16 protein-coding genes and 1 pseudogene are annotated in these 23,150 nt (G+C 71.8%); 8 read left to right on the forward strand and 9 right to left on the reverse strand.

The features are described 5' to 3' along the window. Nucleotides 1–4 precede the first annotated feature (4 nt). Complete coding sequence (locus H4F90_RS05465) at nucleotides 5–667, reverse strand: DedA family protein (RefSeq protein ID WP_182662203.1); 663 nt, start codon at nucleotides 665–667, stop codon at nucleotides 5–7. 49 nt (nucleotides 668–716) lie between these two features. Here H4F90_RS05465 and mutL point away from each other — a divergent pair, with 49 nt between their 5' ends. After that, nucleotides 717–2,888 carry a DNA mismatch repair endonuclease MutL gene (gene mutL, locus H4F90_RS05470; RefSeq protein WP_182662204.1) on the forward strand — a complete coding sequence of 724 codons (2,172 nt, stop codon included), beginning with the start codon at nucleotides 717–719 and terminating at the stop codon, nucleotides 2,886–2,888. Nucleotides 2,889–2,920: 32 nt separating this feature from the next. Here the strand turns inward: mutL and H4F90_RS05475 are convergent, their stop codons facing one another. Beyond that, nucleotides 2,921–3,223, reverse strand: a complete 303-nt coding sequence (locus H4F90_RS05475) for a hypothetical protein (protein ID WP_182662206.1) — start codon at nucleotides 3,221–3,223, stop codon at nucleotides 2,921–2,923. Nucleotides 3,224–3,296: 73 nt separating this feature from the next. On the opposite strand from H4F90_RS05475, the pseudogene H4F90_RS15495 reads away from it, so the two are divergent. Beyond that, a pseudogene (locus tag H4F90_RS15495) lies at nucleotides 3,297–3,424 on the forward strand (IS110 family transposase); the annotation flags it as partial. Between the two features lie 380 nt (nucleotides 3,425–3,804). On the opposite strand, the gene H4F90_RS05480 reads toward H4F90_RS15495, so the two are convergent. Beyond that, nucleotides 3,805–4,233, reverse strand: a complete 429-nt coding sequence (locus H4F90_RS05480; protein ID WP_182662208.1) for a HEPN domain-containing protein — start codon at nucleotides 4,231–4,233, stop codon at nucleotides 3,805–3,807. A 35-nt stretch (nucleotides 4,234–4,268) separates the two neighbouring features. After that, the gene (locus H4F90_RS05485) at nucleotides 4,269–5,384 is read right to left on the reverse strand and encodes a DUF262 domain-containing protein (protein ID WP_182662210.1); all 1,116 of its coding nucleotides are present in this window, start codon (nucleotides 5,382–5,384) and stop codon (nucleotides 4,269–4,271) included. Between the two features lie 364 nt (nucleotides 5,385–5,748). Between H4F90_RS05485 and H4F90_RS05490 the strand changes: the two genes are divergently transcribed. From H4F90_RS05490 to miaA, 3 genes are all read left to right on the forward strand, one after another. Next, on the forward strand, nucleotides 5,749–6,084 hold the full coding sequence (locus H4F90_RS05490; protein WP_182662212.1) for a YnfA family protein: 336 nt from the start codon (nucleotides 5,749–5,751) through the stop codon (nucleotides 6,082–6,084). 197 nt (nucleotides 6,085–6,281) lie between these two features. After that, nucleotides 6,282–8,396, forward strand: coding sequence for a pseudouridine synthase (locus tag H4F90_RS15390; RefSeq protein ID WP_220486045.1), 2,115 nt, complete (start codon nucleotides 6,282–6,284; stop codon nucleotides 8,394–8,396). Nucleotides 8,397–8,439: 43 nt separating this feature from the next. Beyond that, nucleotides 8,440–9,453 (forward strand): tRNA (adenosine(37)-N6)-dimethylallyltransferase MiaA, encoded by a 1,014-nt coding sequence (miaA, locus tag H4F90_RS05500; protein WP_182662213.1) that lies wholly within the window; start codon nucleotides 8,440–8,442, stop codon nucleotides 9,451–9,453. A 25-nt stretch (nucleotides 9,454–9,478) separates the two neighbouring features. On the opposite strand, the gene H4F90_RS15740 is transcribed toward miaA, so the two are convergent. From H4F90_RS15740 to H4F90_RS05525, 5 genes are read right to left on the reverse strand one after another with little or no spacing between them, the layout of a single operon-like run. Beyond that, complete coding sequence (locus tag H4F90_RS15740; protein WP_182662215.1) at nucleotides 9,479–11,311, reverse strand: cellulose synthase subunit BcsC-related outer membrane protein; 1,833 nt, start codon at nucleotides 11,309–11,311, stop codon at nucleotides 9,479–9,481. After that, nucleotides 11,308–13,818 carry a tetratricopeptide repeat protein gene (locus H4F90_RS05510; protein ID WP_182662217.1) on the reverse strand — a complete coding sequence of 837 codons (2,511 nt, stop codon included), beginning with the start codon at nucleotides 13,816–13,818 and terminating at the stop codon, nucleotides 11,308–11,310. The genes H4F90_RS15740 and H4F90_RS05510 overlap by 4 nt, the downstream gene beginning before the upstream one ends. Beyond that, nucleotides 13,815–14,933, reverse strand: coding sequence for a cellulose synthase complex periplasmic endoglucanase BcsZ (bcsZ, locus tag H4F90_RS05515; RefSeq protein ID WP_182662219.1), 1,119 nt, complete (start codon nucleotides 14,931–14,933; stop codon nucleotides 13,815–13,817). The genes H4F90_RS05510 and bcsZ overlap by 4 nt, the downstream gene beginning before the upstream one ends. Continuing rightward, complete coding sequence (bcsA, locus tag H4F90_RS05520; RefSeq protein WP_182662221.1) at nucleotides 14,933–19,336, reverse strand: UDP-forming cellulose synthase catalytic subunit; 4,404 nt, start codon at nucleotides 19,334–19,336, stop codon at nucleotides 14,933–14,935. Before bcsA ends, bcsZ begins: the two co-directional genes overlap by 1 nt. A gap of 3 nt (nucleotides 19,337–19,339) precedes the next feature. After that, entirely contained in the window at nucleotides 19,340–20,416 is a 1,077-nt protein-coding gene (locus H4F90_RS05525; RefSeq protein WP_182662223.1) for a ParA family protein, read from the reverse strand. A 693-nt stretch (nucleotides 20,417–21,109) separates the two neighbouring features. Here H4F90_RS05525 and H4F90_RS05530 point away from each other — a divergent pair. The 3 genes from H4F90_RS05530 to H4F90_RS05540 all read left to right on the forward strand — a co-directional run bounded on the left by H4F90_RS05530 (nucleotide 21,110) and on the right by H4F90_RS05540 (nucleotide 23,065). Continuing rightward, entirely contained in the window at nucleotides 21,110–21,268 is a 159-nt protein-coding gene (locus H4F90_RS05530; RefSeq protein WP_182662225.1) for a hypothetical protein, read from the forward strand. Between the two features lie 73 nt (nucleotides 21,269–21,341). After that, nucleotides 21,342–22,040 carry a helix-turn-helix domain-containing protein gene (locus tag H4F90_RS05535; protein WP_182662227.1) on the forward strand — a complete coding sequence of 233 codons (699 nt, stop codon included), beginning with the start codon at nucleotides 21,342–21,344 and terminating at the stop codon, nucleotides 22,038–22,040. Nucleotides 22,041–22,423: 383 nt separating this feature from the next. Next, nucleotides 22,424–23,065, forward strand: a complete 642-nt coding sequence (locus H4F90_RS05540) for a peroxiredoxin (protein WP_182662229.1) — start codon at nucleotides 22,424–22,426, stop codon at nucleotides 23,063–23,065. Nucleotides 23,066–23,150: the final 85 nt, after the last annotated feature.

Consider the following 23,150-nt stretch of genomic DNA (forward strand, 5'->3'; position numbering starts at 1 on the left):
GGGCTCAGGCGGGCTGCGCGCCCTCGGCGGCCAGACGGCGCTTCGCGCGCCAGGCACCCAGCATCACCAGCAGGCCCGGCACCAGGATGGCGGCCCAGATGATCTTGTCGAGATGCTGCTGCACCCAGGGGATGTTGCCGAACAGATAGCCCAGGGTCGTGATGCCGCCGACCCAGAGCACGGCGCCGCTCACGTCGTACACGGTGAACTTGCGGCGGCTCATCTCGGCCACGCCGGCCACGAAGGGCGCGAAGGTGCGCAGGAAGGGCATGAAGCGCGCGGCGATCAGCGTGAAGCCGCCGTAGCGTTCGTAGAAGGCATGGGCCTGCTCGAAGGCGCGGCGGTTGAAGAACTTGGAGTCGGGCCACTGGAAGACCCGCGGCCCCACCCAGCGCCCCACGGTGTAGTTGCTCTGGTTGCCCAGGATGGCCGCCGCGATCAGCAGGCCCATGGCCAGCTTCAGCTCCAGCAGGCCCAGGCCGCTGAGCGCGCCGACCACGAAGAGCAGCGAATCCCCGGGCAGGAAGGGCATGACGACCACGCCCGTCTCCACAAAGATGATCAGGAACAGCAGGGCGTAAACCCAGTCGCCATAGCTGCTGACGAAGCTGCTCAGGTGACGGTCGACGTGCAGGATGAAATCGGCAAGCGCCAGCAGGATGTCCATGGGCGCGGAGTATCTCCGAGCCGGCGCAGCGCCTTCCTAGAATCCCTGGGTGAACCCTGAGCTGCCCCCGCCCCCCGTCCGTCGCGCGATCCGCCCCCTGCCCGACGAGCTCATCAGCCAGATCGCCGCCGGGGAGGTGGTCGAGCGCCCCGCCTCCGTGCTGCGCGAGCTGGTCGACAACGCGCTCGATGCCGGCGCCACGCAGATCACCGTCAAGCTCGAAGGCGGCGGCATCCGCCGCATCGTGGTGGAGGACGACGGCGCCGGCATCCCCGCCGCCGAACTGCCCCTGGCCCTGCAGCGCCACGCCACCAGCAAGATCGCCAGCCTGGGTGAGCTGGAAGCCGTGGCCAGCCTCGGCTTCCGCGGCGAGGCGCTGGCGGCGATTGCCTCCGTCTCGGAAATGAGCCTGGCCAGCCGCACCGCCGACGCACCCCACGCCATGCGCCTGGACGCGCGCAGCGGCGAGCTGGCCGCCGCCGCCCGCGGCGTGGGCACCACCGTGGAAGTGCGCGAGCTCTTCTTCAACACCCCCGCCCGCCGCAAATTCCTCAAGAGCGAAGCCACCGAGCTGGCCCACGGACTGGAAGCCCTGCGCCGCCACGCCCTGGCCCGGCCCGAGGTGGGCTTTGCCGTGTGGCATGAAGGCCGGCTGATCGCCCAGTGGCGCGCCCTGATCCCAGACGCCGCCGACCCCGCCACCCCGCCCGCCGAGGCCGAAACCCGCGCCCAGGCCCGCCTGGCCCAGCGCCTGGAAGCCGTGCTCGGCGCCGACTTCGTCCGCGGCAGCCGCCCCCTGCCCGCCCGCCGCCAGGGCGCGGTGGAAGTGGCCGGCCGCATCGGCCTGCCCGACCACGCCCGCAGCCGCCCCGACCAGCAATACCTCTACCTGAACGGCCGCTACATCCGCGACAAGCTCATCGCCCACGCCGTGCGCAGCGCCTACGAAGACGTGCTGCACGGCCAGCGCCAGCCCATCTACCTGCTGTGGCTGAGCGTGCCGCCCGAGCGGGTCGACGTGAACGTGCACCCCGCCAAGGTGGAAGTCCGCTTCCGCGACGGCCGCGAAGTGCATCAGGCCGTCTTCCACGCGCTGGACGCCGCCCTGGCCGAACGCCGCCCCCAGGCCGCCGGCGCCGCGCCCCTGCTGGCCGCGCGCGGGCTGGCGCCGGCTGCGGATGGGTCCGGCGGCGGCCTGGCCCCGGGGGCAGACGGCCCGGGCGCCTCGGCCACCGGGCCCTCCACCGCCTGGGCCGCAGCGCCCGGGGCCTCCACCGCCGAGCGGGCATCGCCCGGCGCGCTGTCCGCCGGATGGCCCGAGCGCAGCACCTCACCGCCCGGAACCGGCCCCGCCCTGCCCCACCCGGCCCCGCCCGCCTGGCGCGGCAACAGCGCCCTGGACTTCGGCCGCCCGGCGCCCTTCAACGTGAACGAGCCCCCCGGCGCCTGGCGCCTGGCCGCCGACGCGCGGGCCGCGGCGGAAGCTGAAGCTGCGGCCCCCAGCGGCCCCCAGCCCGCCCCCGAAGCCGGCGCACCCGGCCACGACCCCGCCCTCACGGGCGCAGCCGTCGGCCCCGCCGCCACGCCGCGGGCGCCCGAGGCGGACTCCACCCCCGCCCTGCCCGCCTCCGACGACGACCGCCCCCTGGGCCGCGCCCTGGCCCAGCTCGGCGGCGTCTACCTGCTGGCCGAAAACCGCCAGGGCCTGCTCATCGTCGACATCCATGCCGCGCACGAACGCGTCGTCTACGAACGCCTGAAAGCCCGGCATGCCGAACTGGCCCTGTCCGCCCAGCCCCTGCTCATCCCCGTGGTGCTGCCGGCCACCCCCACCGAAATCGCCACCGCCGAACAGCATGCCCAGGCCCTGAGCCAGCTTGGCCTGGACGTGGCCCCGCTCTCCGCCACCGCCCTGGCCCTGCGCAGCCGCCCCACCGCCCTGCCCGACGCCGACCTGCCCACCCTGCTGCGCGCCGTGCTGGCCGAACTCGCCCAGGTCGACGGCAGCCGCCTGGTCGAACGCGCCCGCGACGAACTGCTGGCCACCATGGCCTGCCACGGCGCCGTGCGCGCCAACCGCCGCCTCACCCTGCCCGAAATGGACGCCCTGCTGCGCGACATGGAAACCACCGCCCGCGCCGACCAATGCAACCACGGCCGGCCAACGTGGCGGCAGATCAGTTTGAGGGAGTTGGATGGGTTGTTTATGAGGGGGCGGTGAGGTGGGGTGGTCGCGACGCACCCAGCTGCCACTTACTTGATGGACACACCGTTCTTCTTCCGGCAAGCCTCAAGATTCGACCGCGCCTTGTTCAGGACCGCCTGAGCTTTACTCCAATCTGCGGTCGCGTCCTCAAGTTCCTTCTCAGCCTTTATTGCCGCACGCCGGTCTTCCGAGCACCACATATCGGTGCCGGAGAAATCCTTCGCGCGCTTCGACCACTCGCGAGCAGCATCACCTGCATCCCGTAGCTTCTGGTCACAGGCGAAGCGCACCTTGGTTGCTTCCTTCACAGCGTTTTCTTCTGCTGCGCATGGACTTTGCGGTGATTTCATTGCCACTCCTTTTTTTCACACCCACACCAATCACTTAACCTGTGAAAAATTTCTCCGATTAGGCTGAGCGTTGGCGCTGAAACAGCGCTCGGGCTGGCAGAAGGCGGTGGTGGCGCGGGCCGACAAGGACGCGCGCATCCTGTGGACGTGATGATGCGCGAGCAGCGCTTCGACCGACACCACGTAAGCACCAAGCCTTAGAGTGCGATGCAGCCGCCCCAGGGCGCCGACCCGAGCGCCGCAGCGATGGCGTGAACCTGCTTCCGCGCACGACGACATGATGAAGATGCACTGAGAGGTCAGACCGGCAGCAGCCAAGCTCGACCAACCCTGTGCCGCGCCACTGGTGGCGACGGCGGCGAGTGAATGGAGCCCTTCTGAGCGCTTGGTATCTGGGCCCGCACCGATTCCCGAGTGCAACAAGGCCGCCTGTAGATGTGCAGTCTGCTCTCTGTGGCGCTGCATCGAAACCGAACTCAGGTCTTGAGGAAAACGGCAAAGGCGCCTATCGATACCGCCCACATCAATCCGCTTGATTAACCGGGAAGTCCCTGTAGCGGGGTTGGGCGTCAGCTTGTGCGCTAGGGATCCACCAGCCCTGCAATATGTTCAATGACTTCGTTCACTGTTCTGTAGTGACTTCGGATCTGCGAGAGGCTTGTTCCCACTGACTCGCCATGCGCAATCTTGTGGCGAAGTGCCACGAGACTGTTGACGCTGTCTTTGCGCTGGTCAACGAGATAGGCGGTCAAGTTGTCCCTCCAAGACTGGCTGAAGGCACCAAACAGATCGATGATCTTCTCCGCTTTGGGATTAGTCCAAGGTCCAAGTTGCTTCTCAATGAAGGAAGCAACCTCAGGAGCGCAGCGCGCTTGAGCGTACCCAAGTAGAAGTGCGCAAAGCGCGCTTTCAAGGTAGCCGGATGTGAGAACGCAGAGGTACTTAGCGAAGTCAGCTTGAAGTTCGATGTCAGCGCTGTGGTCTGGTGCCCTGCTGAAAGCAGCATCCATCCGAGTCCTCAGCCGGTGAACTTCCTTCCGCCCGCTCATTTGGCATTGGCAAAGGCAGCTTTTGCGCAGTCAAGGCGTTTCTTGACGAAGTCCTCGTCAGCTGTCGACCGGGTGATCCACGTTTGAAAGTCTGGTGTGTTGAGCATCGTCTCATACGAAGTTCGTGCGCTCGCGGCATCCAAGATCGGACCATTGGCCAAGCGCGAAGCTAGCCCGATCATTACCGAATCAACGAGGGCGGCGTTCACTGTCTTCTGAAGCCTGAACGCCCGCTCACCCAGCAGCTTGCACGCCGCATCGACCGTGTCGTTGAACAATGGTCGGAGCGATGCTTCCGGGTGCCTTTGGAGTTGGACGTTGGACGCCATGTAACGATTCAGGAACTCTTTCATTGGGCGCCGATACTGATCCGAGTGAAAGTGCAGCGCGAAAAAGCGCAGGATGAGTTCCAGATCCTTGAGCCTTGCGCTTTTCTTTCCGTAAAGGCGGCGCCAGCTCTCGTTCGTATTCAAGGAACTAAGTAGCGATGCGAAAGCGCCGTGATACAGAGCAACTCGAATCTCCTGCGGTTGGAGAAAGATGCCCCCGGAGTTCAGGCGCTCAAAGATCAGGTAAACGCTGCTTTGATCGTCAGACGGTTCGTCCTGGCGCACGATAGTTGCGTGAATGATGCTGTCATCTAGGCGTCGACGGTCATCCGCATCGAGAGTCTTGTAGCTCCGCCCCTCCCACTTGTCTTGAACCCCTTCAAGAACAAACTCTTTCCCTTGAAAGATGCCCGAGTAGAAGTACTGGAGCGTCTTTAGCCGCTGCTGCCCATCCAGAACTAAATGCTTGCCAGTTGCCTCCTTTACCAGGAATATTCCGGGGACAGGCAAACCAAGAAGAAGCGATTCTATGAAACGGTCACACTGTGGCTTGCGCCAAACGAACTCGCGCTGGAAGCCAACTGTCGATTGACCGGCCTCGGGGACTAAACTAAACAACGGGACGATTATGTCGCCTTGCTCAAGGCGTTTGACCAGACCATCAACAGGATAGTCGGCGCCGTATGACGTGATGGAGTAGGCAGTTGGGATGACCTCATTGACTTCGTCAAGGTCGTCGACCTCAACTTCGTCTGTAGGCGGAATCTGTTGTGTGCTGTCCATTGCATCTCCGGTTGGCTATAGCGTGATTGTGCCGGTTTCACATGAGCACCTACCTGCTGGAGCTACCGCGGCACTCGTTTGCTTACGTCCAACATACTTTAGACGTCACCCCAGCACCCGCCGCTTGACGCCCAATGTTCCAAAGGCGCCGACGGTACACGCTCCGGCCTCGTGCGGGCGGCCCCCTCCTTCGGGGCACTTGGCAAGCGCATTAGGCGGCCCATTCGAACAAGGCCGATGGCATGTCGCCGGACCGAAGTCGCTCCACGGCCCGGCCAAACTTTGACTGACACCTGCGGGCGTTTCGGCACTTGCGCCTGGGCTCAGGCTGCCGGCGGCACGGATCTGGCTCGCTCCCTCGTCCATGGACTTTCTGAAAACCTTCAGCCTCTTCGTGCTCACCGCCCTGGCCGAGATCGTCGGCTGCTACCTGCCCAGCCTCTGGTTCAGCCAGGGGCGCAGCGCCTGGTGGCTGTTGCCGGGTGCCGCCAGCCTGGCCCTGTTCGCGTGGTTGCTCAGCCTGCATCCGGCGGCTTCCGGCCGGGTCTATGCGGCGTATGGCGGGGTCTACATCGCGGTGGCCCTGCTGTGGCTGTGGGGCGTGGACGGCCTCAAGCCCCGGCCCAGCGACTGGCTCGGAGCGGGCCTGGCCCTGGCGGGGATGGCGGTGATCGTGATGGGCGAGCGAGAGGGTGGCTGAGGCTTCGCGCCGCGCCATGGTCCAATCCACCCCCGCAGCGGACCGGCCCCCAGCCGCCCCCGCACCGCGTCCGGGCCCCTTGAGGCGCCCGGCTGACCCCCTCCCCCGCCCTTGCCGAGAGGCAACGCGGGCCCGGGCCGCGCCCCGATTTGTCTTCGGCGCCGCCCCTGCCATCGCCCCGCCCGGGGCCTGCCACCATGGCCACCCTCAAGCTCCCCCCCAAGTCGCCCCGTCCGCAAGCGGACCGGCGCCAGGACAAGCGCAGCCCCGTGCGCGGCATCACGCCGACCGGCCGCCACCTGCACCAGAAGCACGAGAAGCAGCAGCGCGACGAGGCGCCGGCCCGCGTGTTGCCCGATCCGGGCCGTCCGCCGCGCGGTGATCGCCCGGCCTTCGGCGGCCCGCGCCGCGACGGCGAGGGCCCGCGCGGCCCGCGGCCCGAGCGCGACGGCGCCCCCGGTGGCTGGCGCGACGAACGCCCCCGGCCCGACCCCCGGGGCGAGCGCCCGCGCTTTGGCGGTCCGCGGCCCGAGGGGAGTGGCTTCCGCCAGGGTCCGCGGCCGGAGGGCGGCGGTTTCCGCCCCGGTCCGCGGCCTGAAGGAGGCGGTTTCCGTCCGGGCCCGCGCCCGGAGGGCGGCGGCTTCCGCGACGGCCCGCGTCGCGAGGACGGCGGCCCGCGCTTTGACGACCGGCGCCGCAGCGGCCCGGGTGGCCCCTTCGGCGGCGACCGCCGGCCGGCGCCGCCGCGGGAGGCTGGCTTCCGCCCGCCGCGCGAGGGCGAGGGCAGCGGCTGGACGCCGCCGCGCGACGAGCGCCCGCGCGGCCCGCGCCCCGACCCGGCCTTCCGCCGTGCGGGCGAGGGCCCGGACGAGCGCCCGCGCTTCGGCCCCCGGCCCGATCACCGCGGCGGCCCGCAGGACCGCGGCCCCGGCCCGCGCTTCGAGCCGCGCGGCCCGCGGCCGGACGGCGAGCGCGGCGGCAACCGCGACCGCTTCGGCAGCGAGCGCGGCCCGCGCCGTGAGGGCGGTTTCCGCCACGAGGACCCGCGGGCTTCGGGCGGCGATCGGCCGCGCTTCGGGGGCCAGGGTGGCCCCGGTGGGGATCGTCCCCGCTTTGGGGGCCACGGTGGCCCCGGCGGCGACCGGCCTCGCTTTGGGGGCCAAGGTGGCCCGAGCGGCGACCGGCCCCGCTTCGGCGGCCAGGGCGGCCCGGGGGGCGATCGCCCTCGCTTCGGGGGCCATGGCGGCCCCGGCGGGGATCGCCCGCGCTTCGGCGGCCAAGGCGGCCCGGGGGGCGACCGCCCGCGCTTCGACGACCGCGGCCCGCGCGAGGGCGGCCCGCGCTTCGATGCGCGCGGCGGCCGCTCGGACGGCTTCCGGCCCGATCCGCGTCGCGGTCCGCAGGGCGGGCCGCCGGCCCGCTCCGGCTGGCCGCAGGCGCCGGCCCCGGCGCGCGGCGGCTTCGGCCGCCCGGCTGCGCGGGACGAGGATGAGGACGACGACGAGTTCCCGGCCCACGCGCCGGGCTCGCTGCGCCTGTCCAAGCGTCTGGCGGAGCTGGGCCATGCCTCGCGCCGCGAGGCCGACGACTGGATCGCCGCCGGCTGGGTGAAGGTGGACGGCCAGGTGGTGGACACCCTGGGCGCCCGGGTGCTGCCCAGCCAGCAGGTGGAGATCGACCCGCGCGCCCGCGAGCTGCAATCGCGCCAGGTGACGGTGCTGCTGCACAAGCCGGTGGGCCTGGTGAGCGGCCAGGCGGAGGACGGGCACCAGCCCGCCATCACCCTGGTGACGCCGGAGAACCGCTGGGGCGCCGATGCCAGCGGCATCGACTGGCAGGCCCACCACCTGCGCCATCTGGCGGTGGCGGGGCGGCTGGACGTGGATTCCTCCGGCCTGCTGGTGCTGACGCAGGACGGCCGCGTCGCGCGCACCCTGATCGGCGAGCGCGAGGAGGACGACGACAACGGCGTGGAGAAGGAATACCTGGTCCGCGTGGAATGGTTCGAGCGGCCCGAACTGGGCGCCGAGGCCGATCTGAAGACGCTCTTCCCCGAGGATCGCGTGCTGAGCCTGCGTCACGGCCTGAGCCTGGACGGCAAGGCGCTGCGGCCGGCGCGGGTGTCCTGGCAGAACGAGACGACGCTGCGCTTCGTGCTGCGCGAGGGCCGCAAGCGGCAGATCCGCCGGATGTGCGAGCTGGTCGGCCTGAAGGTGACGGGCCTCAAGCGCGTGCGCATCGGCCGCGTGGCGCTGGCCTCGTTGCCGCCGGGCCAGTGGCGCTACCTCGCCCCGTGGGAAAAGTTCGATTGAGCGGCGGCGCGGCCCGGCCGGGCCGGGGCACGGGGGGCGCGCGATGAGGCCCGGCCTGCGCCTGGCCCTGGCCGGCCCCACCGCCAGCGGCAAGACGGCGGCGGCCCTGGCCCTGGCCGCGCGGCTGCGCGCGCGCCATGGCCTGGGGGTGGAGATCGTCAGCGTCGATTCGGCCCTGGTCTACCGCGGCATGGACTGCGGCACGGCCAAGCCCAGCGCAGCCGAACGGGCGGCGGTGCCGCACCACCTGATCGATGTGATCGACCCGGCCGAGCCCTATTCGGCCGCCCGCTTCGTGGCCGAGGCGCAGGCGGCGATGGCCGGCATCGAAGCGCGCGGCGCGCTGCCGCTGCTGGTCGGCGGGACGATGCTGTATTTCAAGGCCTTGTTCGACGGCCTGGACGAGCTGCCGCCCGCCGACCCTGCGCTGCGCGCGCAGATCGAGGCCGAGGCCGCCGCCCGCGGCTGGCCGGCCCTGCATGCCGAGCTGGCGGCGGTGGACCCGGCCAGCGCCGCCCGCCTGGCGCCCGGCGACCGGCAGCGGGTGGGCCGCGCGCTGGAGGTGTGGCGGGCCAGCGGCCGGCCGCTGTCGGCCTTCCACAGCGGGCGCTTCGACAAGCCGGCCCGTGCCGACGGCGGCCCCGCCGACACCCTGCTCTTCAGCCTGGAGCCGCAGGACCGCAGCGGCCTGCATGCCCGCATCGGCCAGCGCTTCGAGGCCATGCTGGACGGCGCCCTGCCCGACGAGCTGCGCGCCCTGCGCGCCCGCGGCGACCTGCACCCCGAGCTGCCTTCGATGCGCTGCGTGGGCTACCGCCAGGGCTGGGCCGTGCTGGACGCGCTGGCCGCCCAGGGCCACCCGGCCGCCGTGGCCGGCCCGCTGCCGCCGGCCGCCCGCGCCCGCTGGGCCGAGGAAGGCGCCGCCGCCACCCGGCAGCTGGCCAAGCGCCAGATGACCTGGCTGCGCAGCCTGCCCTGGCGCCGGGTGATCGCCGCCGAAACGCCGGCCGAGGCGGTGGCCGACACCCTCGCCGCCGCGCTGGACGCCGCCGGCTGAGGGCAAGGCGCCCGGGCCCGCCCGCTCAGCGCGTGCCGCCCGGCCAGGTGCTGTGCAGCACCGGCGTGCGGGGCTGGCCGTCGAAGAAGTACTGCACGTAGAGGCCGCCGGCCACGTCGTTGTAGTTCGGGCTGTATTCGGTGCGCAGCCAGCCGCCGGCCTTGAGCTGGGGGCTCATGCGCCAGGCGGCCGCGCCCTCCAGGCCGTAGGCCGCACCGGTGTTGCGCTGGGCCTCGTAGAAGCGGTTGCCGGTGCTGCGCTGCAGGCTGGGGCGGTTCGGGAAGTAGGGGCTGTCGTCCTCGCTGGCCATCTGCCAGCCCAGGCGGCCCTTGAGGCTCCAGACGGCGTCGCCGCCGTCGTGGCGCCAGCCGGCGGTGAGGCTGGGCCGGTAGTACTCGCGCGGGCTGAAGTAGCCACCGTGGCCGTAGGTGAAGCCGCTCAGGTTGCGCTGGTAGCCCATCACGAGCAGGTCGGCGCCGAGCTCGACCTTGTCCTGGTCCGAGCCGAGGTCCAGCGGCACGCGCACGCCGGCATTGGCCTGGAAGCGGCGGTTGCTGACCACGTCGGTGCCGTTGAGCGTGCCGAACAGCACCGAGCCATAGGGCCGGAAATCGCCCTCGCTGGCATAGGCGCCCAGCTGCACGCTGTGGCTGATGACACCGCCCCAGGTGTCGCCGCTGACCGGATCGTCGAGGCCGGCATAGGAGAGCAGGCTGTCGGTGATGGGCCGGCGCGCCAGCTCCAGGCGCAGCGGCGTGCCCGGCGGCGACCAGGCCAGGCCACCCACCCAGGTGCTGAGCGGGAAGCCGAGCGGCGTGGTGCCCACGTCGACCTGCCAGCTGCCCTGGTCGAGCTGGAGGTTCAGCGCCAGGCCGGTGGCCGTGCTGTCGGGCGTGATCGGCGTGCCGATCCGGCCGAGGTTGGTGCCGACCAGGGCCGCATCGGCGCTGCTGGCCGGGCCGCCGGCATCGAGGTTGACCACGGTGGCCGAGGCGGTGACGCGGCCGACGCTGCCCAGCACGGTGGACGCCTCGGCGCGCAGGTCGACCTCGCTGAGCGTGCTCAGGCCTTCGGTGCCGGAACGCTGGCGGTAGGACGCACCGCCGTCGAGCCAGCCCGACATGCGGGCCTTCAGGTCGGCGATGCGGCGCTCGGTGTCCTGCCGCTCGCGGGGGCTGAGCGCGGGGGCACCGGCCGCCCGGGGGGCGGGCGCCGCGGCCGGGGCGGCCTGGCCGCCGGTGGGCGCCGGCACGGCGGCAGCCGGCCGCACGCCGTACCGCTCGGCCAGCGAAGGGCCGGGCGCCGGCGGGGCGGCCACCGGCGCCGGGGCCGGCAGGTTGAGGCTGCGCGGGGCCACGGTCCGGGCCGGGGCTTCGGCCGCCTGGCGGACGGCGGACTCGGCGGGCACGACCGGGGCCGCGCCCCCCGGGTAGACGGCGGCGGGGGCCGCCGGTCGGGCCTCGATGGATTGCGCGCGCGGCGCATTGCCGGACAGCGCGGTGCTCAGGCGGTTGCGGCTGGCGGCCGGCTCGGCTGGCGCGGCCACCTCGCGCAGCGTGGGCTGGCCGGCACGCTCGCGCACGGTCTGGGCCTCGGCCGGCAGGTCCTCGCCGTTCAGGCTGCGGATCAGCGCGGCGCGCTTCTCGGCCAGCTGGCGACGCATGTCCTCGATCTGCCGGACCAGGCGCAGCTGCTGGTCGAGCTTCTCGTTCTCGGCCTGCATGGACATCAGCTCGTCCTGCAGGCGGCGGGTGGCGTCGTTGGCCTGGGTCGGCCCGGCCCAGGCGGCCGCCAGCGCGACCACGAGCAGCAGGGGGCGCGAGGGCAGCGGCGAAGGCGTCATGGGGCGAAGGCTCATGGGGCATCTCCACCGGCGAAGGCCGGCAAGCGGACGGGTGCGGGAACGGGAGCGGCGGCAGGCGCCGCCGGGGCGTAGCGGCTGGCGGCCGGGGCGGCCCCGGGGGCGCCGCGCAGCACGGATTGGTAGCGCTTGAGCGCGTCGCCGTAGCGGCCGTTGGCCTCGTCGACCTGGGCGGCCAGGCCGAGGAGGCTGCGGTCCTCGGGGAACTGCTGCAGCGCCTCGTCCGCCCAGGCCGCGGCCTGGGTGCGGTCGCCCGCCCCCAGCGCGGCGCCGACGGCGGCCCGGTACTCGGCAGCGCTGGCCGGCGCGGGCAGCTCGCGCAGCAGGGCCAGGGCCTCGGCCGGCTGGCCAGCGGCCAGGCGCACATTGGCCAGCTGGCGCGGGTAGTGCGCATCGTCGGGGAAGAGGCCGCCGAGGTGCTCGTAGATCGCCGCCGCGTCGTCGGTGCGCTTGCGCTGCAGCAGCGTGCCGGCCTCGCGGTCGCCGCCGTAGCGGAAGAGCTCGCGCACCTGGCGGGCCTGGTCCTCGCTGAGGCCCGGGGTCTGGTACAGGCCGATCAGGTTGCGGTAGAGCGCCGCGTCCTGCTTGCCCTCGTACTGCTGCCAGGCGGTCTTCAGCGCGATGTCGGCATTCAGCCCACGGGCACTGCCGGCGTCGAGGCGCTCGGCCGCCTTGCGGGCGGTGCTGAGGTCGCCCTGCTCCAGCGCCGCGCGGGCCTGGCTCTCGGTGCTGAGCTGGCGGAGCTGCGTGAACTGGCGCTGCTGGTCGGCGTCGAGCTTGGCCTCGCCCAGCCGGCCGAGCACGGACTGCATCAGGCCGGTCTCGCCCTGCTCGCGCAGCAGCCAGGCGAGCTGGAGCTGCTGGCCGGGCGTGGCCCCACGGTGCATCAGGAAGGCGCTGTCCAGGGCCTTGCGGCTGCGTTCGCGGTCGCCCAGCTGCTGCGCGGCCTGGGCCAGGGTGAGCTGGTGGCCGATCTGGCGATCCAGGCTGCTGCGCACCTTGGCCGGCATGCGGCGCTCGCTGGCCAGCAGGGTCTCGTACTGGCCGGCCTGCGCGAGCAGGTCGTTCTGCGTCTGCCACAGGCCGAGGTTCTCCGGCTGCAGCTGCAGCGCACGGCCCAGGGTTTCCAGCGCGCCCTCGCGCTCGCCGCTGGCGGATTGCGCGCGGGCCAGGCCGCTGAGCACGTCGATCTGGTTGGGCAGCAGCTCGTCGGCGCGGCGGTAGTAGCGCAGGGCCTCGCGCGAGCGACCGGCCTCGGCCTCGGCGCCGGCGATCTCGAGCGCGCCGTAGCCCATGGCCTCGCGCATGCGGCCCTCGGTCTTGGGCGAGGCGGGCAGGCGGTCGAACAGGTCGAGCGCATCCGGGTAGCGGCGCTGGGCCATGCGGACTTCGGCCAGGCCCTCGATGTAGGCGGGCACCTCGGGATTGCGGCCGCTCAGGCTGAGGAAGTGGCGCTCGGCTTCGTCCAGCTTGCCCGTGCGCAGCGCGGCATAGCCGGCCTGCACCTCGCTGCCCTCGGCGCCGGCGGCGTGGACCGGCGTGCGCTGCGGCGGGACCAGGGCCTCGCGCGGCGCGGCAGGCGCGGATTCGACCGGCTGCACGCGGCGCGGCGCGGTGCGCGGCAGCGGCGGCAGCGCGCGCACGAGGGGCACCTCAGGGGCCGCAGCCGCCACGCGCGGGGCCTCGGTCACCCGGCGGACCGGCGCCGGGCGGGTCACCGGCGCGCGTGCGGGTGCCACGGCCACCGGGTTGGCCACCAGGTTGGCCACGGGGTTGACGGCCGGCGGGGTGCCCAGCCTGGGCATGCCGCCGGGGATGCCCCAGCGCTTGGCGTTCGCGATCGCCTGGCGGGCGGCCGGGCCGGTGTCGTCGGCCCGGTCCTGCAGCGGCAGCAGCAGGCGCACGCCTTCGCGGCGGGTCGGGGCGTCGTAGCTCAGCAGCTCGCCCAGCACCAGCGCGTAGCGCGGCTGGTCGGGCTCGGCCGCGACCAGCGCACGCAGCCGGCGCTGGGCGGCGGCCTTGCCGCCGGGGGTCTTGGCCAGCGCCTTGAAATAGGCCTCGGCCAGCGCCGGCGCGGGCTCGGCACCGGCCAGCGCCTGGTCGTAGAGCTTGACGGCGGCCGCATGGTCGCCGCGGGCCTGGGCCCGGCCGGCATCCTGAATCTGGCCGCGGCCTTCGGCCGGCAGGGCCAGGCTCTGTTCCAGCCGGCCCAGCCAGGGCGAGCTGGGCGCCAGGTTGCGCAGGCGGACCAGCGCTTCCTGGGCGTCCTTGCGGCGACCGGCGCCGGCATCGAGCAGGCCGAGGCGGCCGATGGCCTCGGTGTCGTTGGGCTCGACGGCCAGCAGCTGGCGCCAGGTCTCGGCGGCCAGGTCGCCGCGGCCGCGGCTTTCCAGCGCCGCGGCCTTGTCGCGCAAGAAGCGCAGGTCCTCGGGGGCGACCGCCCGGGCCGCGGGCAGGGCCAGGGTGGCCAGCAGCAGCAGGGCGCCGAGTCGGGCCAGGCTCATCGTGCACCTCCGGTGCGCTGCAGCCGGCCCTGGACATCGAAGCGGTAGACACCGCCGAGATGGCCAAGCGCGAACAGCGCCAGGTTCTGGTCGTAATACATCGCGGGTTGGCCGTAGAGGCCGCTCTTCTGGCGCTGGCGCAGCACGTCCTGCCGCAGCGGGCCGTCCGGCAACCGCAACTGGCCGAGCAGCGGCAGCATGGCGGCACTGAAGCCGACCGGCCCCTGGCCGCGCAGGCTGCCGTCGGAGGGGTCGACCTCGCGCGGCACGTTGCCCTGGCGGGCCACGGCCTCGGCCATGCCCTTGAGGGTCTGGAAGATGGACGCGGCGCCCGGGCTGGCCGGGTCGGTGAGGCCGGCCCACAGGTAGACGCGGATCGCGTCATAGCTGCCGGTGCGGCCGCTGGGGGCGCCCTCGAAGCGCTGCAGCGCGGCGTTGTAGATCACCCAGTCCGGCGCCAGGCCGATGGGTGCCAGCCGGGCGAGGAAGGCCGGCATCGCATCGGCCAGGGCCAGCCAGGGCCCGGCGGGGTCGGCCTCGGCCAGGCGCAGCAGCAGCGGCAGCGTCAGGTAGCTGGGGTTGAGCAGGTAGCGGCCCTCGCCCTGCGAGCTGCCGACCCGGCCCAGCATCAGCGTCGGGCCCCAGGGTGGCAGCAGCAGCACCTCGTCGCGCGCGATCAGGCCGAGCAGGGCCTGACCGAGCTGGCCGTAGCGCGGCTGCTTCCACAGGCGCTCGGCCTCGATCAGGGCATAGGCCATCCACAGGTCGGCGTCGGCGGCGCTGTTCTCGTCGAGCACGCCCCAGCGTTCGTCGCCCAGGCGACCCCAGCGCCAGGCCGGCAGCTGGCGCGCCAGGTCGCCGGCGGCCAGGTTGGCCTGAGTCCAGGCCAGCAGCCTGTCGAAGGTGGCGCGGTCGTCGGCGACCAGCGCGAAGAACATGCCGTAGGCCTGGCCTTCGGAGGTCGTGACCTGGCCCAGCGGGTCGACCACGCGGCCGTCGGCGCTGACGAATTCCTTCTTGTACGAACGCCAGGTCGCCTGCCAGTCGGCCGACGCGGCGGCCGGGGCGCAGCCCGGCAGCCACATCACCAGCAGCGCGAGGATCCACGCGCGCATCAGGCCTTCTCTCCCAGCCGGCGGCGACCGCGGCGGCGCAGCCAGATGCCCACGATGAAGGCCTGCAGCAGGGCCGCGAGGGCCACGATCACGGCCATCACCCAGGGCGCGTGGTGCAGGCGCCAACTCAGCCAGGTCCAGGGGGGCAGGTCGCCCAGGGTGTAGGTCGGCGCATCGACGATGAAGGAGCGGGTCTTGCCGTCGCCGGTCAGCACCGAGACGTTGCCGAACACGCCGGCCCGGGCCTCGCCGTCGAGCAGGGCGTGGGCGAGCAGGTTCCAGCCCTCGGCGTCGCGGGCGATCAGCAGCGAGGCGCTGCGCTCGCCGTGCAGCGGGGAGACGATCTGCTGGATCAGGGCCTGCGGCCAGACGCCCTGCCCCAGCAGCTGGCCGAGCGCACCGGCGCCGACTTCACCGTCGACCGTCTGCCACCAGGGCTGCAGGCGGGCCAGGCGGCTCCAGCTCCAGACCAGCTCCTGCTGCTGCACGCCGCCGGCGCTGCCGACGCGCAGCGGCAGGTGCTCGCCCCAGCTGGACAGCAGGGGCTGGCGGCCGGGTTCGCCGAAGACGATCAGGTCCTTGTCGCCCTGGGCGGCGACCTCGGCCGGGCTGAGCACGCTCAGGCGCAGCGCGGGGTAGCCGGTCTGGCCGCCCCAGTGCGCCATCAGGCCGAGGAAGAGCGAGGCCGCGCCGGGGCTGACCGTCTCGGCCATGACCACGGCCGTGCGGGCGAAATCGGCCTGGCGCGCATAGGGGAAGCCGCCGTTGCCGAAGACAGCCAGGTTGGGGAGCTGGATGAAGTGCGGCACGCCGACGAGGTCCAGCTGCGAATCGGCCAGCAGCGCGCCGCGCAGGGTGTCGGGCGTGGTGTCCTTGCACTCGCCCTCCTTCGCGATCTGGAAGCCGAAGTAGATGTCGAGCTTGTTGTCCTGCGGGTAGAGGCGGTCGGTGGGCAGGCCGATGGTGTACTCGACGGCCTTGGACGCGGCATCCAGCGAACCGCTCAGCGGCGAGGAGCCGGCGAAGAGCTCGTTCACATTCACCGTCAGCGCCGACTGCTTGCCCAGCGGCGTCGGGTTGTAGGTGTAGGCCAGGGTCAGGGGCGCGGACTTGCGGTTCCAGAAGAACAGGTCGGGCGGCAGCTGGAAGGGCACGTTCACATAGCCGGCGTTGCTGACCTGCAGGCGCTCCAGCTCGACCAGCTCGCCGAACTTGATCGGCCGGGTGGTGGAGGCCCAGCGCGGCGCGTCGTTCACGCCGCGCGGGGCGGGCAGGTTCAGCTCGCGGACCAGGGTCTCGTCGCCGGCCAGGCCGTGCTGGCCCAGGGCCAGGGCCTGGGCGGCGGTGCGCAGGTCCTCGCCATGCCGGCCGTAGAGCAGCAGCACCGAGCTGCCGCTGTCGCTGGGGTGATCGCGCACGAGCAGCATCGGCCCGGTGGCCTGCGGCAGGCCCATGGCCTCGGCCCAGGCGGGCAGGCCGGCGGCGCTGCTGAGCAGGGCGATGACATGGCCGCGCGGCAGGCCGGCGCCCTCGGCCACGCGGAAGCGCGGCGTGGCATTGCGCGCGGTGGTGCCGATCCAGGAGGCGACGATGCCCGCGGCTTCCAGCACCGGTCCGCCCGGGTTGGCCGGCAGCTGCACCTGGACCGGATCGGGCTGGCCCTGGCCCCAGCGCTGCAGGAAGGGGGCGGGCAGGCGGCGCAGGCGGTCGCTCAGGCGCAGCAGGCTGCCGTCGAGCCGCAGCAGGGTGTCGGGCAGGATCTCGGCCCACAGCGAGCTGTGCGCCGGGTCCTCGCAGGTCAGGGTGTAGTGGCCGAGCAGCTGGAAGGACAGGCTGTTGCTGCCCTTGAGCGCGTAGACGTCGAGCGGCACCTCGAACCCACGGGTTTCGAGCTTGCCGCTGGCGCCCTCGGCCGAGGCGGTGACCGAGTAGGTGGCCTGCAGTGCCCCGTTGAGGTAGACGTTGATCTGGCTGAGCTTGGCCAGCAGCGCCGGCGAATGACGCAGCTTGACGGTGAGGCTGGCGTTGCGCACCAGCTTCTCCTGCGGCACGTCGAAGTACAGCGCCTGCTGGCCGTTGACGCCGCTCAGCCGCAGGCCCTGCTTGAGGCCCATCTGCGCCAGCGTCCACTGGCCGGCAAAGCCAGGGCCGGGGGGCGGGGCCTGCTCGACGATCTCCACCGGCGCCGGGCGGCGGGCCGGGGCGGCTTCGGCGGGCTGCGGCCCGAAGGCCAGGCCGGCCAGGCCGGCGGCCAGCAGGACGGCGGCGGGGCGGGTGCTGCGCCCGCCGAAGAGGCTGGCGACCATGCCCCGGCTGCCGCGCCAGGCCAGGCGGGCCAGCAGGCCCAGGCTGGCGAGCGGACGGTCCGGCTCGCGGGATTCGCCCAGGCCGAGCCAGGCGTCGGCGCGGGTGTAGAGGAGTCGGACCACGTTCACACGCTCCGGAAGTTGCAGATCTTGGAAGGCCAGGCGCATCGGGGCCGAGGCGCCGTCGCCGGCCACCCAGCGCACGGGCAGGCGGTGGGTCTCGCCGCTCCAGTCGAGCACCAGCTCGCTGCCCTCCTCGAAGCTCAGCGGCTGCTGTGGGTCGAGGCTGCGCAGGCTGAGGCCGCCGTCGGACATGTCGAGGGTCCGGGCCGGCTGCAGGCCGCGCGGACCGCTGAGCGCGACCGGCACCGCCAGCGGCACGCGCACGTGTTCGCGCAGCTGGCGCTGCTCGCGGGCCACGGCCAGCACGGCGCCGATGATCACCATGTTGTAGACGGTCCAGAGCGCGGTCATCCAGACGGTGGCGGTCTCCTCCCCCGCGCCCAGGCCCAGGCGCACGGCCGCAGCCACCAGGCCGGCGAAGTTCAGGGCCCACAGGACCATGTAGGGCCGCGCAATGCGGCGGTCGAAGTAGGCCTTCTCGATCAGGCCGCCCTTGGCCGTGACGTTGAACTTGCCCAGCTTGGGATTGATGAGCGCCAGCAGGGTCGGCAGCAGGATGTAGGGCGCGAGCACGGTCTCGTAGACCTCGCTCCAGAAGGAATGCCGGTGGCTGCCCTGGATGATGGAGTTGGTCATGTTGGCCAGCACCAGGTGGGGCAGCGAATAGGCGGCGAAGGTCAGCGCATAGGCGCTCAGCACGCGCAGGTCGAGCAGCAGGAAGGCCAGCGGGGCGGTGAGGAAAACCAGGCGCGGGATCGAGAACAGGAAGTGCGCCATCGCGTTCAGGTAGCACAGGCGCTGCCACAGGGTGAGCCCGCGGCCGAGCAGCGGGTTGTCGATGCGGAAGATCTGCGTCATGCCGCGCGCCCAGCGGATGCGCTGGCCCACATGGCTGGCCAGGTTCTCGGTGGCGAGGCCGGCGGCCTGCGGGATGTTCAGGTAGGCCGTGCGCCAGCCCAGGCGCTGGAGCTTGAGCGCGGTGTGGGCGTCCTCGGTGACGGTCTCGACCGCGATGCCGCCGATGCCTTCCAGCGCGTCGCGGCGCATCACCGCGCAGGACCCGCAGAAGAAGGTGGCATCCCAGAGGTCGTTGCCGTCCTGCACGATGCCGTAGAACAGCTCGCCCTCGTTGGGCACGACGTGGAAGAGGCCGAGGTTGCGCTCGAAGGGGTCGGGCGAATAGAAGTGGTGCGGCGTCTGCAGCAGCGCGATCTTCGGGTCGCGCAGCATCCAGCCCATGGTGACCTGCAGGAAAGAGCGGGCCGGCACGTGGTCGCAGTCGAAGATGGCGATGAACTCGCCCTTCGTCTTCGTCATCGCGTGGTTGAGGTTGCCGGCCTTGGCGTGGGTGTGCTGCTCGCGGACGATGTAGCCCGCGCCGACCCGCGCGGCGAAGGCGCGGAACTCGTCGCGCGTGCCGTCGTCGAGCACGTGGACATGCAGCTTGTCGCGCGGCCAGTCGATGTGCAGCGCGGCGATGATGGTCGGCTCCACCACCGACAGCGGTTCGTTGTAGGTGGGGATGTAGACATCGACATGCGGCCAGTCCTCGAGCGGCCGCTCGATCGGCACCGGCCTGCGGTTCAGCGGCCGGGCGGTCTGGATGTAGCCGAGGAAGAGGATGATCCAGGCGTAGACCTCGGCACCGAGCAGCGCGAAGGTGGCGAGGTAATCGACCCAGCCGTAGCGCGGGTCGTCAAAGCCCAGGGTCTCGGTGAAACGCCAGTAGGCGTAGCGCGAGGTCAGGAAGATCGACAGGCCGATCAGCACCAGCGTGGCCCAGCGCCGCCCCTGCATGCGCAGCGCGGTGATCCAGGCGAAAGCGAAGAGCAGCAGCGAGACCAGGGTCTGGCCCTGCCAGTCCAGCGGCACGGCCACCAGCGGCAGCATCACCGCCAGCACCAGCAGCAGCGTCAGGCCGAAGACAAAGCTGCTCCCCAGCCCCCGCAGGGGCTTGCGTGTGTCCAGACCCATGGTTCAGGCTTGGTGCAGACGCTGCAGGGCGGCAAGCGCGCAGCTGGCGTAGAGCGCCTGGAAGCCGGCGCCGCGGAACAGCTCGGTGCTGAAGGGCTCGCCCTTCAGCATGCTGGCCGCCAGGCCGGGGTCGCGCATCACCGGCAAGGGCGCCAGCTGCGGACCCAGCAGCTCGCGCAGCGAGGCCTCGACCTGGCAGTGCACGGCGTCCTGCGGATCGAAGGTGTTCAGCACGAAGAGCGCCTGGCCCGGCTCGCTCTCCAGCACCCGCAGCATGGCCTCGGCTGCACGCAGCGCGAAGGCGTCGGGCCGCAGGGGGATGACGTTCAGGTCGGCATCGGCCAGGGAGCGCCGCCACAGCTCGTGGTGGCCCGAGGGCAGGTCGCAGATCATGAAGGCCTGGCCCGTCAGGCCGGCGAAGAGCTCGCGGCACTGGGGTTCGCAGCGCTCGATCAGCGAAACCGGCCAGACCCCGTGGCCCGGAATGTCCAGCGTCGACGGGCAGAGCAGGCCGACCGCGCGGGGGCTGCCCTCCCGGCCCAGCACCAGGGCGTCGGCACCCGGCACCACGCGGGCCTGGGGGAAGAACAGGCTGGCTTCGGCCGTGCCCTTCAGGTCCAGGATCCGCGGAGCCCAGCCAGCCTGCGCAAGCTGGGCGGCCAGACCGGTGGCCAGGGTGCTGACCCCCGCGCCCCCCTGGATCGAATGGAAGACCACGCGCGGCGTGCGCTCGGGCTGGCTGCGCCCGGTCGGCGGCAGGGCGGGCCGCAGGTCGAGGTTGACGGCGCCGAGGCCCGGCAGTTCGAAGAGCGCACCCGGCGGCGGGGTCAGCGACACGCTCGGGCCCTCGACCGAGGCAGCGCCTGGCAGGGTGCTGGAGGTGAAGGTCGACAGGCTCTCGTCCCGCACGGTGCCGCGCGGCGAAGCCTCCACCGAAGGCGCCGGCGTGGCGCCGGCCGCTGCGCGGGCAAGCGGACTGGGGCCGTCCGCCGCCGGCAGCGTTTCGGCCGCCGCAGCGTCCAGGATGTCGCCGAACGCCGCAGCGGGCAGGCTCGGCAGCGTGGCGACGGACTCCGGCAACGCCGAGCCGGTGGGGGCGGCCTGGGGCAGGGTTTCGGACGGCCCGTCTCCCGCTGCACTCGGGAAACCCGGGTCGGACACCGAAAGGGCTTCCGCACGCTCGACAGGCAGGGTCGGCCGCGCAAACCCCTTGGGCGGGCGATTCGTTTCCCCGAGCGGCCGGGGTGAAAAGTGCTGATACGACTCGATGCCGCCCAGGCCCAGCCGCGAGAAAAGGGACGACACGTCCGGGCTGATCCCCGCCTTCTGACCCATGAACTCCGACTCCTTCTGATTCCGGTGCCCCAGGGGGACCGCCCAACGCCCTGGCCCCCCTGCGTACCGCCGGAGGCGGTCGCCAAGGATTCGCAAGCGATTCAAACCATTTGTCCAACGCATCCCGAACCTTCAGGCGGAGTCCGGCCGCCGCGACATGCGCAGCAGCCAGGCGAAGCAAGCGAGGGGACGCGGACCACAGCGGAACGTCAATGTTCCGTCAGCCTAATGCAATGATAGGCGCAGTTACAAGTTGTCTGAAGGAAAGCTTAAGCTTGACGTGGTGGGAAAGCTTCAGAAGCCCGCCCCCCCCGACCTCAGGGGCTGGACGAGGGCCCGGCGCGGGCCGGGATGATCGCGATTCGGCTTGCCCGGCCGGCCGCCGTGCGGCCCGGTCTGGGCCCATGCCGGGGGACAGCGGAGAAGAAGCCGCGCTTCATGACCTCGCAATTCCGACATGCGATTATGCGATTGCGAATTCACGATGCCGCCGCGCGTCAAAGCCGCGGCTTCTCCGGGACGATCCCATTTTTTTGGAAAGAAACTCAAGACCAGGCCCCGTCCGGCGCCCAGCCCAAGCGCGCCGACTATGCTTGATGGAATTGATTGCAGGGCCTGCGCCCACCTTTTCAATGCATGACCGAATTTGCCCCTGGTGCATAGTCAGGGCATGTCGCCGCACAAGCTCATCAAGCGACTCGTCGAAGATGCAGGCGGCGCCCTGCCCGTGGCCAAGGCCATGGGCATCCCGGGCTTCCAGCCGACCTTGCACAAGATCTGCAACGGCCGTGTGCGCAGCCCCTCGCACGAGACCGCGCGCCGCATCGCGGACCACTTCGGCCTGGACGTGCTGGCCGTCTACGACGAAGCGATTGCCGCCGCAGAGTGGGCCCGCCGCTATGGCGATCTCCCTGCGGGCGTCCCCGCGCCCGGCCCTCTGTCGCGCCGGGATGAACTGCTCGCATCCGCTCGACGCGGTCGCTCGCCAGGGGTCCCTCAAGAGACCCCGGATCCTGCGCTGCTGCCCGAGGCTTTCAACCGCCCCGTCCAGATGACCCGGGAGACGCTGATGACCGACCCAGGGAGGGGTCCATCCACGTTCAAGACCGTGCTGGAAGACGATGCGCTGGCGCCTGAGCGGCCGGCGGGAACCGTGATGGTCTGGGACCGCGCGCAGCCGCCCAAGCCGGGCCGGCCGGTTCTCGTCAAGGATGCCCACGGACGTTTTCACGCACGCCTCTACCGCGAGGGCAAAACCCCGGAGAGCTGGTTCGGCAGCCCCCGCGATCCGGCCTATGCCGAATTCGGCAGCGAGGACGGCGCGGTGATTTATGCGAGCGCCTGCTGGGCTTTGATCGCCGAATCTTGATACTCCCCGGACCCGGGTTTCCCGAAGATTCTTTCGGGTTTCCGGCTGGGTCACTCGGATGGACTGGCGGCGTGCGGAACCAGGACTTCGGGGCCCGAATCCTCAGGAATATTTCCCGGGTTTCGCGCACTCGAACGATCCCGGCGACCGCTTCGACCCCCACGAATCGAGGGGCTCCTCGGGGCGAGACCCCACCAGGCCGTGCGGGGCCTCTGGCCTTGCACCGCATCCGCGTCAGCTTCCCGTCATGAATTTCGCAGCCGAGCGGCTGCCGGGGGCCGCCCGCGCGGCCGGAGCGCATGAGCTTCTGCGGGAGTCGCGCTTGGCCCGGCGCCGGGGCGCCGCCTAGCCTGCGGGCCTCCTCACCTTCCCGAGAGGCTCACATGCCCACGCTCCGCATCGGCGATCTCGCCCCCGACTTCGAACAGGCCTCCAGCATCGGCCCGATCCGCTTCCACGACTGGCTCGGCACGCACTGGGGCGTGCTGTATTCGCACCCGGCCGACTTCACGCCGGTCTGCACCACCGAGCTGGGCCGCACCGCGCAGCTCAAGGACGCCTTCGCGCAACGCCGGGTCAAGGTCCTCGCCCTGTCGGTCGACCCGGTCGACGCGCACCTGAAGTGGATCGAGGACATCAATCGCACCCAGCACACCACGGTCGACTTCCCGATCCTGGCCGATGCCGACCGCAAGGTCAGCACGCTCTACGACCTGATCCATCCGAACGCCAGCACCACGGCGACCGTGCGCTCGGTCTTCTTCATCGACCCGGCCAAGAAGATCCGCGCGACGATCACCTACCCCGCCAGCACCGGCCGCAACTTCGCCGAGATCCTGCGGGTGCTCGATTCGCTGCAGCTCACCGACCAGCACAGCGTGGCCACCCCGGCCGACTGGCAGGACGGCCAGCGGGTGGTGATCCTGCCCTCGCTGCAGGACCCCGAGCTGATCGCGCAGAAGTTTCCGCAGGGCCACGAGGCGGTCACGCCCTACCTGCGTCTGACCCCGCAACCGGGGCGCTGAAGCCGGCGGCCCCGGGCTGCTGCGCCCGGGGCAGCGCGAAGGCCCGTGCGGAGCCGGCACTGCTGGCGATGCAGCAGCCCGGCCG

Source organism: Aquariibacter albus, assembly GCF_014145335.1.
GTDB lineage: Bacteria > Pseudomonadota > Gammaproteobacteria > Burkholderiales > Burkholderiaceae_C > Aquariibacter > Aquariibacter albus.